Source organism: Metabacillus indicus (assembly GCF_046603695.1).
GTDB classification, from domain to species: domain Bacteria; phylum Bacillota; class Bacilli; order Bacillales; family Bacillaceae; genus Bacillus_P; species Bacillus_P indicus.
In genome coordinates this window covers 516,337-532,059 of sequence record NZ_CP176757.1, presented here as the reverse complement: position 1 = coordinate 532,059, position 15,723 = coordinate 516,337, and the positions used below count along the sequence as shown (strand labels likewise).

16 protein-coding genes are annotated in these 15,723 nt (G+C 45.7%); 6 read left to right on the top strand and 10 right to left on the bottom strand.

The genetic code is table 11. The annotated features are described in order from the left end of the window. Positions 1–213: 213 nt before the first annotated feature. Both ACK1LH_RS02825 and ACK1LH_RS02820 read right to left on the bottom strand, forming a co-directional pair. Complete coding sequence (locus tag ACK1LH_RS02825) at positions 214–4,437, bottom strand: phosphodiester glycosidase family protein (protein ID WP_411334420.1); 4,224 nt, start codon at positions 4,435–4,437, stop codon at positions 214–216. A 998-nt stretch (positions 4,438–5,435) separates the two neighbouring features. After that, positions 5,436–5,627 carry an SE1561 family protein gene (locus tag ACK1LH_RS02820; RefSeq protein WP_029285889.1) on the bottom strand — a complete coding sequence of 64 codons (192 nt, stop codon included), beginning with the start codon at positions 5,625–5,627 and terminating at the stop codon, positions 5,436–5,438. Between the two features lie 141 nt (positions 5,628–5,768). Between ACK1LH_RS02820 and yfkAB the strand changes: the two genes are divergently transcribed. After that, the gene (gene yfkAB, locus ACK1LH_RS02815) at positions 5,769–6,893 is read left to right on the top strand and encodes a radical SAM/CxCxxxxC motif protein YfkAB (RefSeq protein WP_411334419.1); all 1,125 of its coding nucleotides are present in this window, start codon (positions 5,769–5,771) and stop codon (positions 6,891–6,893) included. 85 nt (positions 6,894–6,978) lie between these two features. Here yfkAB and ACK1LH_RS02810 read toward each other — a convergent pair whose 3' ends face one another. The 3 genes from ACK1LH_RS02810 to cax all read right to left on the bottom strand — a co-directional run bounded on the left by ACK1LH_RS02810 (position 6,979) and on the right by cax (position 9,657). Beyond that, complete coding sequence (locus ACK1LH_RS02810; RefSeq protein ID WP_411334418.1) at positions 6,979–7,764, bottom strand: YfkD family protein; 786 nt, start codon at positions 7,762–7,764, stop codon at positions 6,979–6,981. Positions 7,765–7,832: 68 nt separating this feature from the next. After that, positions 7,833–8,438: a YczE/YyaS/YitT family protein gene (locus ACK1LH_RS02805; RefSeq protein WP_411334417.1), complete on the bottom strand. Its 606-nt coding sequence runs from the start codon at positions 8,436–8,438 to the stop codon at positions 7,833–7,835. Positions 8,439–8,604: 166 nt separating this feature from the next. Further along, positions 8,605–9,657 carry a calcium/proton exchanger gene (cax, locus tag ACK1LH_RS02800; protein WP_029567105.1) on the bottom strand — a complete coding sequence of 351 codons (1,053 nt, stop codon included), beginning with the start codon at positions 9,655–9,657 and terminating at the stop codon, positions 8,605–8,607. A gap of 128 nt (positions 9,658–9,785) precedes the next feature. On the opposite strand from cax, the gene ACK1LH_RS02795 reads away from it, so the two are divergent. Further along, entirely contained in the window at positions 9,786–10,202 is a 417-nt protein-coding gene (locus ACK1LH_RS02795) for a pyridoxamine 5'-phosphate oxidase family protein (protein ID WP_324606990.1), read from the top strand. A 27-nt stretch (positions 10,203–10,229) separates the two neighbouring features. Here ACK1LH_RS02795 and ACK1LH_RS02790 read toward each other — a convergent pair whose 3' ends face one another. Further along, positions 10,230–10,613, bottom strand: coding sequence for an OsmC family protein (locus ACK1LH_RS02790; protein WP_411334416.1), 384 nt, complete (start codon positions 10,611–10,613; stop codon positions 10,230–10,232). Positions 10,614–10,738: 125 nt separating this feature from the next. On the opposite strand from ACK1LH_RS02790, the gene ACK1LH_RS02785 reads away from it, so the two are divergent. Next, positions 10,739–11,905 carry an MFS transporter gene (locus ACK1LH_RS02785; RefSeq protein ID WP_411334415.1) on the top strand — a complete coding sequence of 389 codons (1,167 nt, stop codon included), beginning with the start codon at positions 10,739–10,741 and terminating at the stop codon, positions 11,903–11,905. A 131-nt stretch (positions 11,906–12,036) separates the two neighbouring features. Then, a complete protein-coding gene (locus ACK1LH_RS02780; protein WP_035207669.1) occupies positions 12,037–12,183 on the top strand; it encodes a BH0509 family protein in 147 nt (48 codons plus the stop codon). Positions 12,184–12,567: 384 nt separating this feature from the next. On the opposite strand, the gene ACK1LH_RS02775 is transcribed toward ACK1LH_RS02780, so the two are convergent. Genes ACK1LH_RS02775 through ACK1LH_RS02765 form a run of 3 tightly spaced genes read right to left on the bottom strand, consistent with a single transcriptional unit; the run spans position 12,568 to position 14,216 of the window. After that, positions 12,568–13,392, bottom strand: coding sequence for a YihY/virulence factor BrkB family protein (locus tag ACK1LH_RS02775; protein WP_411334414.1), 825 nt, complete (start codon positions 13,390–13,392; stop codon positions 12,568–12,570). Between the two features lie 10 nt (positions 13,393–13,402). After that, a complete protein-coding gene (locus ACK1LH_RS02770; RefSeq protein ID WP_320154920.1) occupies positions 13,403–13,729 on the bottom strand; it encodes a YtxH domain-containing protein in 327 nt (108 codons plus the stop codon). After that, positions 13,722–14,216 (bottom strand): low molecular weight protein-tyrosine-phosphatase, encoded by a 495-nt coding sequence (locus ACK1LH_RS02765; protein ID WP_411334413.1) that lies wholly within the window; start codon positions 14,214–14,216, stop codon positions 13,722–13,724. Before ACK1LH_RS02765 ends, ACK1LH_RS02770 begins: the two co-directional genes overlap by 8 nt. A 183-nt stretch (positions 14,217–14,399) precedes the next feature. On the opposite strand from ACK1LH_RS02765, the gene ACK1LH_RS02760 reads away from it, so the two are divergent. Together ACK1LH_RS02760 and ACK1LH_RS02755 are read left to right on the top strand one after the other, a co-directional pair. After that, entirely contained in the window at positions 14,400–14,627 is a 228-nt protein-coding gene (locus ACK1LH_RS02760) for a DUF1128 domain-containing protein (RefSeq protein WP_029285869.1), read from the top strand. 70 nt (positions 14,628–14,697) lie between these two features. After that, positions 14,698–14,898 carry a hypothetical protein gene (locus ACK1LH_RS02755; protein WP_029285867.1) on the top strand — a complete coding sequence of 67 codons (201 nt, stop codon included), beginning with the start codon at positions 14,698–14,700 and terminating at the stop codon, positions 14,896–14,898. Positions 14,899–14,930: 32 nt separating this feature from the next. On the opposite strand, the gene ACK1LH_RS02750 is transcribed toward ACK1LH_RS02755, so the two are convergent. Further along, positions 14,931–15,446 (bottom strand): type 1 glutamine amidotransferase domain-containing protein, encoded by a 516-nt coding sequence (locus ACK1LH_RS02750; RefSeq protein ID WP_411334412.1) that lies wholly within the window; start codon positions 15,444–15,446, stop codon positions 14,931–14,933. Between the last annotated feature and the right edge of the window lie 277 nt (positions 15,447–15,723).

The following is a 15,723-nucleotide window of genomic DNA, read 5'->3' as shown; positions in this document are numbered from 1 at the left end:
CCCTGGAAAAGCGGAAGCGCCCGTTTTGCTCCGGCAGTCAGATAAGAAATCACCCGAAAAGTCCGGGTTTGACTTTTTGGGGGATTTTGTTCTGACAGAGGAGTTGGGCGCTGCAGCTGGACAAGGAGTCAAGTTCCTTCCGCTGCAATCCACTGGCGTTTCATTTAAAGACCAAAAATCGCCCGGCTAATGACCGGGCGGCTTCTGCTAATTCTATCTTTTAGGAAGAATGTTAATCTCCATGCTTTTTTTGATATCAAGGTACTGATAGGAAATGGTCAGGGTTCCGCTTTTCTTTGTTTTGATTTTGCCGTTTTTCCATTCTGCGAGGTCTGGGGGCGAAAGCTCCATGAAGAGCTTGTCAGGGTCCATGGCAAATCGGTTGCCGTCTTTGTCGATGGCTGTTGCTGTCAGGCGGATGTTCTTTCCTTCAATGACTGTTTCGTTATTTGGATTGAGTTCAACGTTGACAGGCTTGATTGTGTTCGGGTCAACTACAGTCACTTTAATGGTGCTGCTTTTACCTCCTGAAACGGCCGTGATGTTCGCTGTACCTGGTTTGATTGTCTGGATGGTTCCGTCCTGAAGTACTTTTACAGCTTTTTCATTATCAGAGGTCCAGACTGTATGAACGTCTTCGAACGAGCTCAGGTTGACGAGATAGTTTCCGTAGATTTCTCTAAAATCGCCGAAAAGGTTGAGTGTGCGCTCTGCACCTGCTGCCATTTTCATTTCGCGCTGTTCGCTGAGTGCATCATCGACGATGGATACTTCCGTCAGCAATGGGTTGAAATTGTAGTCCATTCCAGACTTCGTCACTTGGAGCACTCCGCTTCCAAGGATATTGCCTTTGTCGTTTGAGACATATCCTTTGCTTGCGCCGTTGCCTGTGATTGTGTAGTTGACGCCGTCTTTTTCCCATGACTGCAGGAGGTGAAGGTGACCGAACAATACTTGAACGTTCACGCCGCTGTTTTTCTTTTTATAGGCTCCGAGAATGTCTTCAAATTGCTTGGCATCAGCCGGGTTCATTTCGTGCTTCGTGCCGAAATCGTCATTTGTCGTGTTGTGTGTCACGACAAGAACATTCTTCTTTTTATTTTCCTTCAGGAGCTCTTGAAGGTAATGGAACTGGGTCGAGTCGGATGCTGAAATACTTTGTCCGAACGCACTGTTCAAACTGATAATCAGCGTGTTTCCATATTCTAAATGATACGTTGGGGATCCAATGATGTCTGAGTAGAAATCAATGTTGCCCTGGAACGATTCGTGGTTTCCAGGCGTTGCGAAAAACGGTTTATCCCCAAGCAGGGCAAGGTCACTAACGGCTCTGTCCCATTCTGCCTGTGAAGAGGTATCCACGATGTCGCCGACATGCATCACGAAGTCTGTTTCTTCTTTTGCGGCACGGTCAAAAAGGCGTTTCGAGTACATAAACCCTTGTGTATCAGGCAGGACAGAAATGGCGAATTGATTGGCCTTTTCCGGCTGCTGAAGCTGTTTTGTATTAAATTCCTTCACAAATGGTGTCATGACATTACCGCTGTTGTCTTTTGCTTCAATGATAAAGGAATGCTGGCCGTCTTTTAGCTGTTTCTCTGGAACGGCGTATGCCCAGCCCGTTTTTTCATCGTAGTGAACAGGTGCAGGTTTGCCGTCAATTTTCACGGCAATACTGTTTTTCTTCACTCCGCTTTTTTCATCTTTCAGTTTAAAGGTAATACGCGGTTCTGCTGTTTTCTCAACCGCTTTTCCTGTTGGCGTCACGTTTGAAAGTACCGGTTTTTCTGTATCATCGCTCAAGTCTACTTTGATCATTTTATCGACGGACGGAACGGACATATTTCCGTTTGTGTCTCGTGCTGAAGCCGTCAGATGATAGGTGCCCTCTGCAAGGTTTTCAGCTGTTGCTTCCACTTTGCCTGTTTCAGCATCATAGGTATGAGGAAGCTTTTCACCGTTTAGTTTCACTTCGATCGATTCAGCATCTAAACCCGATTCTTCATCAACAAGAAGGGAAGAAAATGCGATTTTGTTTTCATACACAGTATTTCCGGCAGGTGTGATCTCTTTGAATTCCGGACCGTTAAAGTCTTCTGTTTCGTTCGTGTAAATATATCGCATGTGATCGATGTAAACACTGCCGCTGTAGTCAGGGATGCTTTTGTTCGTTTCTACAAAATAAAGATAGTTGAAAACGATTGGCAGCGCCCAGTCCTGCGGAAGCTCAACCTCAAGGTATTTCCAGCCGGTCCAGTCTACTTTCGGTGCAAGATCAAGCGTCTTGTTGACGCCGTTTGCTTTGAAAATCAGGCGTGCCCACGGAGCTTTGCCGTCGCCGTAAACCCATACGCCGAATTTCTTCGGTCGGATGTCTGTTTTATACGTTTCATACATGGAATCAGCAAGCTCATCTGGCCATGCACCAGATGCTGACTTGTACCAGTGCGGGATGACATTGATCGTGCCGTTGTATTTGCGTTCCCACTTTTTCGAATCGTAATCCACACGCAGGCTGCGTTCTCCGAACTTAGCCTCGTCCCCGGACAGCTGATGTGTGCCGCCCATGAAGCCTGATACTTCATACCCTTCCTTTGGATACGTTTCATAGTCATCGATGACTTGTTCTTTCAGCCCTATTAATAACTCAATCTGTTTTTCAATGGAGCCAAGCTTTGCAGTAACAGTTGTTCTTGTTCCCTCAGGTACATCCTCTTTAATTTGGATGGTGCCGTCTGGAGTGATTTCACCAAACTGCTCGTCCATCTCCCAGTCGATTGCGTCTCCTGTGAGGATGACTTCTTTGCCGTCTTTCACGGCTGCAGCCTCTAGTTTCTTTTCTTCACCAGGCTGAAGAATGACCGGACCCTGATCGGCAAATTGGAAGTCATCCACTTGGTCGATGACCGTAACGGATGCCTTCCCGCTTACTCCGTTGATGACAGCTTCCACTGTGTCTGTCCCTGCCTGAGCAGGGGCCTTGTAAAGACCCGTTTTATCAATGGTTCCTTTTGAAGCTTTCCACTGGATGGAGCGGCTTGCAATCATGACGGGGTTGCCGTTGCTGTCAGTCGCTTTTACTCCAAATGGAAAAGCTGCATTCTTGAAAATGGTCAGATCTTTTTCTACGATGACTTCGCCAATTTCACCTGTTTTAGTTGAATGATTGACAAAGAGAAGGCCGTTTGTGATCGATCTTGACTGCCCGTCACTCGGGTGATTGGCCGTCTCAAGCGCGCTTTTTCCTTTTGGCTGGACGATCATCTCGGTCGATCCTCCGCCGTCAAGGCCAAGAGCCGAAACCGCGCCGTGCTCTTCCATGATTTCAGCCATTTCAACTAGCGTTACCCCCTGGCTTTTATCAAAAAGAGTGCTTGGTTTATCAATCGTCATCGTGATGACCTTTTGCTCTGCTGTTATTCCGATGGCGGTTCTGGCGCTCTTAAGATTCACGTGGCTGCCGTATTTGGACTGGAGCTCATCTTTTGTGAGGGCCTTTCCGTCTTTAACAAGCCAGTTATAGCCGCCTGTAGCCTCTGTGATATCATTTTTGAGTACTCTGTCTTCTCCAGTGAAAAGATCAAACTGGAAGGATATGTCCATGCCTTCTTTTAATTCATTCCGGATCATTTCCGCTTTTGACCCGAATCCGGCAATGATGACACTGTCTGATGGAATATCAATGCTCTCATAAGCAGGGTAGATCTTTTCAATTTTTCCTGTGTAGGCATGTCCAGCTTTGATGGCAGAAGCATCCTTAACCTCTTTAACGACTGCCATGGCTCCATTTTTAATGAAGGTCTCATTACGGTCATCAAAGGTTAATGTACCCCTTTGGTTTAGCTTTGGTGTGAAAATGCCAAGCTTTTCTCCCGCGTTTTCGTTGCGGTTTAGTGTATCCACTTTTACATTTTTGCCGCTGTAGGACAGCGAACCTCTCATTTCAACCTCTCCGATAAAAGGTTTCTTGTCTTGGTCAATGGCAAAAACAGGATGAAGAGCAACGCCTGAAGGATAGCTGTGATTAATAAGAAGATTACGGTTTTGCACCTGGAGCGTCATATTGATGCCTGTCTGCATATTGAACATATCCGCATTCACGCCTGCAACAATGTCTTTTCCCTTGAATTCTTCTCTGGCAGCCTGTGACGGGAGGGTCTCTGCAGCAACAACTCGTTCAAGTGCCTTCGATGTGACAACGGATACATTCGGATTTGAAAGATCAGCCTCAAGAACGTTCACTCTCTGGCTGTTTCCCGCGGTTCCCCCGAAATTCTCGATTTGCTTCTCAGTGTGTGTAATGCCTGAAGAAATCTGCTCCGCTTTTAACACTGTGCTTTTTTCTGACGGCACGGTATCTTCTCCAAGAACAGAAACAGGCTGAATCAAAAGCGTGCAGGCCATCAGCATGACGGCAAGCTTGTTTTTCCCTTTCATCTTGCACCTCCGGATCGTAGTTTGTACTACTCTATTCTAGAAGGGAATTGTTGATAGGATTTGGTATTTTTTTTAATGCTTGTAAATTTTTTAGGGCTAAAAGTACCGGTGAGTGTGGATTTTGTGTAAAGGGGTGAGGTATGGACTAGATAAAATAGAAGAAAATTACATTTAATTCAGGTCTTTGGGTTGGCAAAGGATGGAGGCTGTTTTGTTTTTTGTTTCTATCGTACCTTTTTCTTTTTTGGCAGTCGGCACCCGTTCCTTTCCTGCGGGTAGGGAGGGGAACAATCCAGAAGTTTTTGTGCCCTTCGCGCTGGTTGCCGCTTGCTGAGGGAAACATTTCATCTGCTTTTGTGACCTTCGCACCGATTTACGCTCGCTGAAGGGAACAATCTAACTGCTTTTGTGCCCTTCGCACCGATTTCCGCTCGCTGAAGGGCACAATCTAACTGCTTTTGTGACCTTCCCACTGGTTACCACTTGATGAATCGAACAATCCAACCGCTTTTGTGACCTTCCCACTGGTTGCCGCTCGCTGAAGGGAGCAATCCAATCGCTTTTGTGACCTTCCCTCTGGTTGCCGCTTACTGAAGGGCACAATCCTAACGCTTTTGTGACCTTCCCTCTGGTTGACGCTTGCTGAAGGGCACAATCCTAACGCTTTTGTGACCTTCCCTCTGGTTGACGCTTGCTGAAGGGCACAATCCTAACGCTTTTGTGACCTTCCCTCTGGTTGACGCTTGCTGAAGGGCACAATCCTAACGCTTTTGTGACCTTCCCTCTGGTTGCCGCTTACTGAAGGAAACAATCCTAACGCTTTTGTGACCTTCGATCGGATTTCCGCTTGCTGAAAGGCACAATCTAACTGCTTTTGTGCCCCTTCCATTGTTTTTCTCTTGATCAATTGCACTTATCAAGAAGAACGGAACCATCAACAGTGTTTTCGAAAAAAAAACAAACAAAAAGAACACCCTCATCAGGTGCTCTCACGTCATCTATTCTTTGTTCCAGTCTTTTTTAAACTGCTCCTGCTTGATTTCAAGTTCGTCCAGCATGTTTATTAAACGGTCGATGTCTTCAAGGTCGGTTGATTCGGGATCCATTGAATCAATCACATTCATGAACATATTCAGCCGTGATTTTAAATATTGTAGTTGTGAGTCTTTATCATGAACGGCGTTGCCCAAGATGTATCTCTCCTTTCACTGTTACAGTTATCGTAGCTCATTCAGGGAACTTTGACAACCGCTCCTGAACGCGAGGTGTTCCAAACTGACGGGTTCATGTTAGAATGTTCTTTATGTGAACTTGAAAAAGGAGTTTTATGAATGAATGCATCAGCTGTGAATCTGCTGCCTATCACCCCTTCTCACGACCCGTGGGAGGCTTATTTAGATGTTAAACAATATGGAAAAATGACCCTTACAAACGTGGAGTTTACAACGACGACACTTTGCAATATGCGGTGTGAGCATTGCGCCGTGGGATACACCCTTTCTCCAAAGGATCCCCAGGCACTTCCGCTCGAGCTTATCTTGAAACGGCTTGAAGAGGTTGAGACGCTCCGTTCGATCAGTATTACAGGCGGAGAACCGATGCTTTCAAGAAAATCCGTTGATCAGTATGTGCTTCCTCTTTTAAAGTATGCCCGGGAACGCGGGGTGCGTACGCAAATAAATTCGAATTTGACGCTTGATCTGGCCAGGTATGAAAAGATTGCCCCGTACCTTGATGTGCTGCATATCTCCCATAACTGGGGAACACTTGAAGATTTCGCTGAAGGCGGCTTTGCGATGATGGAGAAAAAACCGTCTTACGCTCAGCGCACGGCGTATTTTGACAGGATTGTTGAAAACAGCCGGGCGCTTGTAGATGGCGGCATCATGGTCTCTGCTGAAACGATGCTGAACAAGCGGACGCTTCCTCATATGGAAAAGATACATAAACAGATTACAGAGGATATGAAGTGCCAGCGGCATGAGGTGCACCCTATGTACCCATCTGACTTTGCCAGCACGCTCGAAACGCTGTCTCTCGAAGAAACGAGAGCTGCCATTCATCACCTGCTTGATATTCGGAACGAGGATGTCTGGATGCTGTTCGGCACGCTGCCGTTTTACGCGTGCAGCACGAATGTTGAGGATACAGAACTGATTAAGAGGCTTCGCGCTTCCAAAAACGTGACAGTAAGGAATGATCCCGACGGCCGTTCAAGACTGAATGTCAACATTTTTAACGGCGATATCATTGTGACGGATTTCGGGGATACGCCTGAGCTTGGGAACATTCAGCGCGACACCCTCCAGTCTGCCTACGACCGCTGGAATGATACAGAGCTTGCGCGCGGTCTGAACTGCCACTGCCCGGCCGTATCCTGTCTTGGACCTAACCTGCTTGTTAAAAACGCCTACTACCCTGATGTAGATTTCATGACGAGAAAATCAGTGATTTAAACCCAAAAAGCGAGCCACAAAAATGCACCTCCAAATGTTAGATTGTGTGTCTAACATTTGGGGTGCATTTCAAATGGCTCGCTTTTTATCGTGGCTGTTCAGAAACGGTAAATCCGAAGGAAGCGTGATCCTGTACAGGAATCCAGGCTCCAATTCCCTGTGATGTTACGTTTTGGACAACGATTTTGCGCTTGCTGCCTTTCAGTACTAAGTACACTTCGCCGTAAGTCACCTTGCCTTTTTCACTGACGGCAGGTGCGTAGGCGTTTAGATAGCCAAGGCGCTTAACCGGGACATTATAGACCTGGTCTTTTTTAGAGCCTGTCCCGATGATGGTTTGAAAAGACAGTGGAAGATTTGTTTTCTTCATCGCTTTAAGCAGCATCATCTTTTTCACATCTTCTTCGTTCGGGATCCGGGCTGTCAGTCCGCCTTTGACCTGCTTTTGAGATTCCTGCTTGTAATGGATCTGAACGGCTGCTTTTCCGCCCCTGTTGTCGAAAAAGTTTGTGTTGATCTTTTGGTATTCCCAGTTTACTGCGGTTTCGGACGACTCATAGTTCAGTGCCCACTGGCCGAGAAAAATTGTTGCTCTGTAGCCGATTGCAAGCTTATTGTCCGGAATCGATGATTCGTTTAAGAGACGAATCAGATTCGGATTCACAATCGCTATTTTTGATGTATCGATTAACCCTTGTGTAAACTCGCTAGGCTGCAGATACGGAAGGTCCTGGGTGGGATTCGGATACGTGTTCTCTTTTGAGATATCCAAAACCGAACTCGGGACTTTTGCTTTCGGTGCCGCAGACACAGAGCCTGAAAAACTGATTGATAAGAGCAAAGCCATTGAAACGAGCATCCATTTTCTCATTTCTTAAACCCCTTTCGGTTGCTTTCCCTTATTGTTTTCAAGCCCTTATGTCTTTATCCACACTTTCATTACGTTTTTGCGATCCATTTTCCAAGCACCGCATGTACCCTTGGATTGCAGAGCTGAATAAGCGGTCCAATCGCGAATGTGATGATGATGGTGCCAAGGCCGATCGGTCCCGCGAACAGGAGGGCAAGCAGCAAAGCAGCTACTTCACCGATCGTTTTTGCCGCCATCAGGCTGAGCCCGAATCTCTCGTGCAGTGTGAGCATGAGCTGATCAATCGGATTAGCCGGGAAATTCGTTTGAAGATAGATGGAAACGCCAATCGCGATCAGTAAAATTCCTGAGAACAGGATACCCGCTCTGCCTGCAAAGCTCTGCATCTCAAAATCCTGAAAAACGCGCAGCATCCAGAAGTCGACAAAAAAGCCGATCAGCAAAATCGTGATGATGCCAAGCACTTTAGGAGTCTCCCGCATGATCAGGGCATTAAGGATAATAATCAGAATGCCGACGATGAAGATCCAGCTTCCGACTGTCAGCCCAATTTGATCTGTCAGTCCTACATTCAGCGCATCCCAGGCGCCGGCGCCAAGGTTTGCTTTAATCGTTAATGTCACCCCAAAGGCCAGAATAAATAGACCGGCCGCGAAAAAAATCAACCGAAACATCATGTTCCCCCAACTCCTTTATGTTCTATATGTATGTCCACGCAGCCACTCTAAATAACTGAATATTTACAAAGTTTAACCAATATGTTACCTTAGAGGTAATCGTTACAAATTGTTTCGTCCTACACATAAAAGACTCTGTGCTGTCTGCACAGAGTCTCTTTTTTTACAGAAGATAAAACCCGATGCCCATAATCAGGTAAGCTGCAAGCAGCGTCGCCCCTTCAAACCAGTTCGTATCACCGTCATTGGTGATTGATATCGTCAGAAGAACAGCTGTAATCATGGAGATCAGTTCCGGCACTGTAAAGACAAGAGGCATTTTCTTTGTAAACAGCAGTGAAATCAGGACGAGAACAGGCGCCACGAACATGGCCACCTGAAGCGTTGACCCGACCGCAATTTCGACTGCAACATTCATTTTATTTTTATAAGCCATAATGATCGCGGAAGCATGCTCTGCAGCATTTCCGACGATGGCTACGATGATGACCCCGATAAACAATTCGCTCCAGCCGAATCTCTCTCCCACTGCTTCAAATGTATGTACAAGGCTTTCAGACACATAGGCAACAGCAGCGGTTGCAAGCAGGAGAATCAGCAGCGCCTTTTTCGCCGACCATTCCGCTTCTTCGTCATGTCCGGCTTCATCTGTCTTATGCTTATAAACACCGCGGTGGGTCACAAGCTTAAAGAACAGCGCGGCAAGATATAAAAGAATTAAAATGACAGATATTCCTATGCTCAAGTTTAACGTCTTTGTCTCGTCCATGTCCATCGAAAAAATTTCCGGAATGACAAAAGCGACAACGACTGCAAAGATCAGCAGCCCTGAATTATGCCTCGCATCATACACGCTGAACTCCTGCCGTTTGTATTTTAACCCTCCAACAAAAAAAGAAAGACCGGCGACAAGCAGCAGGTTCCCAAGTACTGAGCCAGTAAGGGATGCCAGCACAACCCCGATTAGACCAGCCTTTAAGGCAAATATTGAAATGATCAGCTCAACGGCATTTCCAAACGTAGCATTAAGCAGCCCCCCGACTCTCGGGCCCGCCACAACAGCAAGACTCTCCGTTGCCCGCCCCATATAGCCTGCAAGAGCAATAATCGTCAGGCAGTATACGGCAAACATGATCACTTCAGGCCAGTGAAGCAGTCTTCCGATCACTGAAAGCGGCACACCGGCCAAAACGACGATGAAAAAGATTCGATTCACTCATATCCCACCCTTTCTATGTCTTATTCTTTCTCTATTTTGCAAAAAAATAAACCACACCCTTTTCCTGCGTATGAAACGGGTAAATTGATGCAGATTAATGATAGATATGAAAGGAGTGGATGATGATGAGCGATACAAAACAAAGAGTCCAGCAGATGCTCAAAGACCATAAAATCGGAACACTTGCGACCATTCGCGAGAACAAGCCATTCTCGAGATTCATGCTGTTTTTCCACGAAGATCTGACGTTATACACGGCAACCAATAAAGAAACGCATAAAGCAGATGACATTGAAAGCAATCCGAATGTCCATGTTCTCCTGGGGCTTGAAGGCAGCGGTTGGAACAATGAATACGCAGAAGTTGAGGGAACAGCATCTTTTGAAGAATCTGCCGAATTGAAAAAGAAATTCTGGCAGGAGGATTTGAAAGAGTGGATTTCAGGACCGGATGATCCAAACTACGTGCTGCTGAAGATTCAGCCTTCATCAATCAGGTATTATCAAAAGGCGGGAAGCGAGCCTGAAGTCATCAATATGTAAACAAATAGACCGTGCCTGCGCACGGTCTTAATTTTTGATTTCAAATGTTTCTGTGATCTGAATACTCCCCTCAACGGAACGCACCATCGGGCAGTTTTTTCTTGCAAGCTTCACGGCCCCATCCACTTTTTCTTCCTTTAAATCATTTCCTGTGATGACGTAATGAATGGCAATGCTCTCAATGCGGTTCGCTTCCTCTTCATTTCGTTTCACGGATGCCTGAATCGTGATATCCTCTACCTCAAGTCTTTTCTTCTCAAGAATTCCGCGAAGAACACCCCCGCTGCAGACAGCAATGGATGAGACCATCAGCTGATAGGGACGGAAACCGTATTCTTCGTTCCCTGCCACATGCAGTTCCCCGTATTCAAATTCAGCAGAAAAGCCAACTTCCCTCATTTTAAATTCCATCTGAATCATCCTCTCTTTTTTGCCATCATACCCCAACTTTCTTAAAGAGAAAAAGAAATGCGCTTGTCTGCATGAAAAGTTGCGTGTAACATTCAGGGTGGAAATTCAAATTAGGAGTCATACATATGTCAAAATTCAAATTTGCGATTTTAGTCAGCATTGTTGCCATCTCAGGCTTTTCCCAGGGGATGCTGCTGCCCCTGATTGCCGTTATTTTTGAAAAAGAAGGATATTCCTCCTCTGTAAACGGTCTTCATGCCACAGGACTTTATATTGGGGTGCTGCTTGCGTCCCCGTTCATGGAAGGCCCGCTGAAAAAATTCGGCTTTAAGCCGCTGATCCTTGTCGGCGGACTTATGGTGGCGCTGAGCCTGTTCGGCTTTTTATGGCTTCAGTCCTTCTGGTTCTGGTTTTTGCTGAGGCTTTTAATTGGCGTTGGAGACCATATGCTCCACTTCTCCACCCAGACATGGATTACATCGATTTCCTCCGAAGAGCGGAGAGGACGGAACATTTCGCTCTACGGTCTGTTTTTCGGACTGGGATTTGCAGCCGGGCCGCTGATGGTCCCTCTTGCAGAAATCAATACGTCCCTGCCGTTTATCGTATCAGGCAGCATCAGTCTGATCGCCTGGGCATTCGTCTTTTTCCTGAGAAACGACTTTCCTGAGCATGATACAGGATCAACCTCTTTCTTTGGAACAGCTAAACGATTTGCCAAAGCATCGCGTCTTGCCTGGGTTGCCTTCCTACCGACCTTCGGATATGGATTTCTTGAAGCTTCCCTGAATGGCAACTATCCGGTTTATGCTCTCAGAACAGGGATTGATGTCGCATCTGTATCCATTATCCTGACCTCATTCGCCGTCGGCGCCATTCTTTTTCAGCTGCCGCTTGGCATCATCAGTGACCGGTACGGCAGAAGAAACACCCTGTTATTTGTCATGCTCTCCGGCTTCGCTGCGTTTATGGCGGCAAGCTTTGCGGAAACCCTTGTCCCGCTCATGATCTGCTTTTTCACAGCTGGAATGATGGTCGGATCGACCTTTTCTCTCGGCATCAGTTTCATGGCTGACCTTCTGCCTAAAAACCTTTTGCCGGCGGGCAATCTGCTCTGCGGCATTTTCTTCAGCATCGGCAGCATATCAGGCCCGTTCCTTGGCGGACTCTACATCGAAGCCGTGGATTCAGCCAATTTCCTGCACGTCGTCAGCTTTATCCTGCTTCTTATTTTTATTACACTCGCCTTTTACAGGCAGAAGAAGCTGGAACCTGTAAACGCAAATTCATAACCAAAACCGCCAATCAAAAAAATTGGCGGTTTTTTTAAAATATAGGTTGAACATTTTGAATTATCTGTTATATAATAGCATTAACAAATACAAACTGTATCATAACAAACAATAACAGGAGGATGAGTGAAATGAAAAGACAGGAACGCAAAAATATGATTGAGTTTATCGCTAAAATGAAGGATATCGAGTCAGAAACACTTATGTACATGACGGATGAGGACATCGAGCATATCTACACATCGGCTTATCATTCTTATATTCAATGGAGTGAATAAAGAAAAGCGGAGCCGACCGCTTAGCCCTGACAGGCAGAAAAGAAATCGCCTTAAAAGTCCGGGTTTGACTTTTAAGGCGATTTTGTTCTGACGGAAGGGCTGGGAGGCGGAGCTGGACAGTGAGAAAAAGCAAAACACACCAAAAAAGCAAACCGCCCCATGCGGTTTGCTTTTTTATATTTAATGGTAGCCGTTCTGCCCGTTGGCGCTTCCGCTTGTCTTGTTCTGCGGCTTGCTTTTCGAGCTTTGTTTTGTGTGGCTTCCGCCCTTTTTCGTATGCTTTGTCATGATTGGTCACCATCCCGGCTGTAGTTTGAAGACCTGGGTCTTCTCCATTACTGTCTCACAGGCAGCCGGTGAGTATGAGTCACAATCACTGGAAAGCTACGTTTGTTTTTTCCGCGAATAAAGAACCGCATTCAGCTCACCGCCAAGCATGATGATCATGCCGGACAAGTAAAACCAAATCATTAAGACGATGATCCCACCGAGGCTCCCGTAAGCGGCGCTGTAATTTCCGAAGCTTGAAACATAATAAGAGAAAGCAAAGGAGACCGCTGCCCATCCGACTGTTGCAAAGACAGCACCCGGAAAAACATCCTTGATATGCAGCCGTTTATTCGGCGCAAAAAAGTACAGAGCGGTAAACACGATGAATAGAATGACGGCACTCACAAGCCACCTTGCCATGTTCCAAAGTGCAAGAAAGGCATCTGACAGTCCAAATACAGAAAACAGAAAAATCCCGAGCTCTTTTCCGAAAACAGGCAGCAAAAGCGCAACAAGAATGACAAATACCATCGCAACCGTTAAAAGAACCGCCATCCCCCGTGCCACGATGAATGACCTGCTTTCTTCCACTTCATAGGCACGGTTAAATGCGCGGACGATGGCATTGATGCCATTTGACGCCGACCAGAGGGTTGCCAGGATTCCAAAGGAGAGTAATCCCCCGCTTGATCCGGCCACGATTTCAGTCAGTGTTCTCTCAATTAATTTTATGGATTCCCCCGGTGCGTACTGCGCGAGGAAATTCAGCAGATCATCTTGGGACAGCGGCAAAAAAGCAATCAATGTAATTAAAAAGATTAAAAACGGAAAGAGAGACAGCAGAAAAAAGTATGCAAGCTCTGCTGAGAGGCCAATCAGCTCGTCTTTTGAAAAACGCCTGATCAGACTTCTGATGATGGATTCCTTCACTTGCTGCACGCTCCTCCGCTTATTTATCCGTCAGAAACCTTTCTTTTGTTTCTTCAATCATTTGGAGTACCTGCGGAGTTGTTTCCTTCAGTTCATTGATTTTTTCATTAATAAAATCAATATCATCTTTCGCTTCCTGCACAACGGCCCTCGCCTTATCGATCTGTTCCTTAATCTCTTCAGTCAGGAGCGACGGATTTTCAATGTAGACAGCTGTTTTATCCTTCAGTGCGATTCCCTGCCGGACAAACTGGTCTCTTGTCGGCTTGTGCAAAAGAGTAATGGCTCCTCCGATTGCTGCACCTGCAAAAACACCCTTTAAAAACAAACTGTTCGATTCACTCATCAATATCCCCCGCTTCTTTTAAATGATGATCTTCCATAATCCTTTTTAACAAAAGCCTGCAGCCGTTATAAACCATGTCATATACTTCTTCAAAATTGTCGGTGTAATAAGGGTCCGGCACATCAGCTATATCTGAATCCGGTACAAAATCCATTAAACGGCCGACGTATCCTGTCTTTGAATAACCGGCAAGCCTTCTGAGAAAACCCAGATTTTCATTATCCATGGCGATAATATAATCACTTTCTGTTAAGTCTCCCATTGAAACCTGTCTTGCCGTGATCCCTTCAAAGCTGATCTGGTTCTCTTCAAGCATCCGCCTTGTGCCTTCGTGGGGGCCCTTCCCGATGTGCCAGTTCCCGGTCCCTGCTGAATCAGCGGAAATAAGCCCGCTCAAGCCTTCTTTTTTAATTAAATGTCTCATGATCCCTTCTGCCATCGGCGAACGGCATATATTCCCTAAACAAACAAATACTACTTTAATCATCAATATCCTCCCGGGTGATGTCCATAAACCGCACGTTATTTTATATGTATGACTGTACATGCCGCCTTTATGGTACTTTTCTCTATTCTTTCATAAGTGATTCAAGAATTAGCATCTTTAATCCATATAAAACATGTTACAATAAATCATACTTACATTGGCAAGCTGAAAGGATGAATCCGTTTGAATAATCTGTCTGAAAAATCGGTTGAAAACGTAGAATTTATGATTGAGCAAATTAAAGAAAAGCTTCGCGTCATCAATATCGGCGCCATCAAGCCTTCTCATTTTGACGAGGAAATGTATGAAGAACTGAAAGACATTTATGATCATGTGATGAAAAAGAACACGTTCTCGCCTAATGAAATGCAGGCGATCGTTGAAGAGCTAGGCAACCTCCGCAAAGTATAAGCTCCGGCAAAGAAAAAGATTCTAAAGCCAGTCCCCTTTTGCATATATGTGTAAAAAGGGGGCTGAAATCATGGCTGTAATGTGGTGGTTTGCAACACTTGTGCTGTTCTTATTATTGGTCGTCTGTATCGTTTTTGTCATTTACGCCTTAAAATCGGCTATTCATACAGAGGATGCTGTCACGATTGATCCGCTGCCTGAAGCGGAGAATTCGGAAGAAAATGCTGAAGAAGATCCGCCTGAAAAAGAGGAAGCTGAAGACAAGAAGTAACCCGGTGCGTTTTTACGCCCGGGCTCTTTTTTTTATTTTAAAAGGGTAAGCGATTCACGTGTGAATGCCGGCAGATCATCCGGCGTACGGCTTGTGACAAGCTGATTGCCGCAAACGACAACCTCTTTGTCATGGAAGTTTGCACCTGCATTTTTAAGATCAACGGCAATCGACGTGTAGCCTGTTGCATCGCGTCCGTTAAGCGTCTCTGCTGTAATGAGAAGCTGCGGGCCGTGGCAGATGGCAAACACCGGCTTTTTCTCATCCATGAACGCTTTGGCGAACGTTACAAATTTATCGTCTGCGCGGAGGATATCCGGCGAGAAGCCTCCTGGAATGAACAGTGCATCAAAGTCTTCCGGCTTTACGTCATCAATGGGCGCATCCACCTTGACAGATTCCTGTCCCTGTTTCCCTTTAACGGTTTTTCCTTTTTCATTCTCAATAACTGTCAGCGAATGTCCTGCTTCTTTGAACGCTTTTGCAGGATCTGTGTATTCAGAGTCCTCAAAATGATCGGTCATAACTACTGCGATTTTTTTACTCATCGATTAGAACCCTCCTATTTGATTGACAATGTATAAATTACCCTTTTGCCCCAAAAATAAAACACACGATGCTTTTGTCGATTGATGGAGCAGAATCATCTCCGCGTCTAAGACTAATGACCTGCCTTCTTTTGAAAAATACGGTCATCCCCTCTTCAAACAGGTCCATCCTCCTGCAAAACTCTGCCAATTGTAAATCTTTTGTTCTCCTATCATTTACGATTTTTTAACAATATTAGACAAAATACTCATAGCATTATAGACAGATTATTTATAA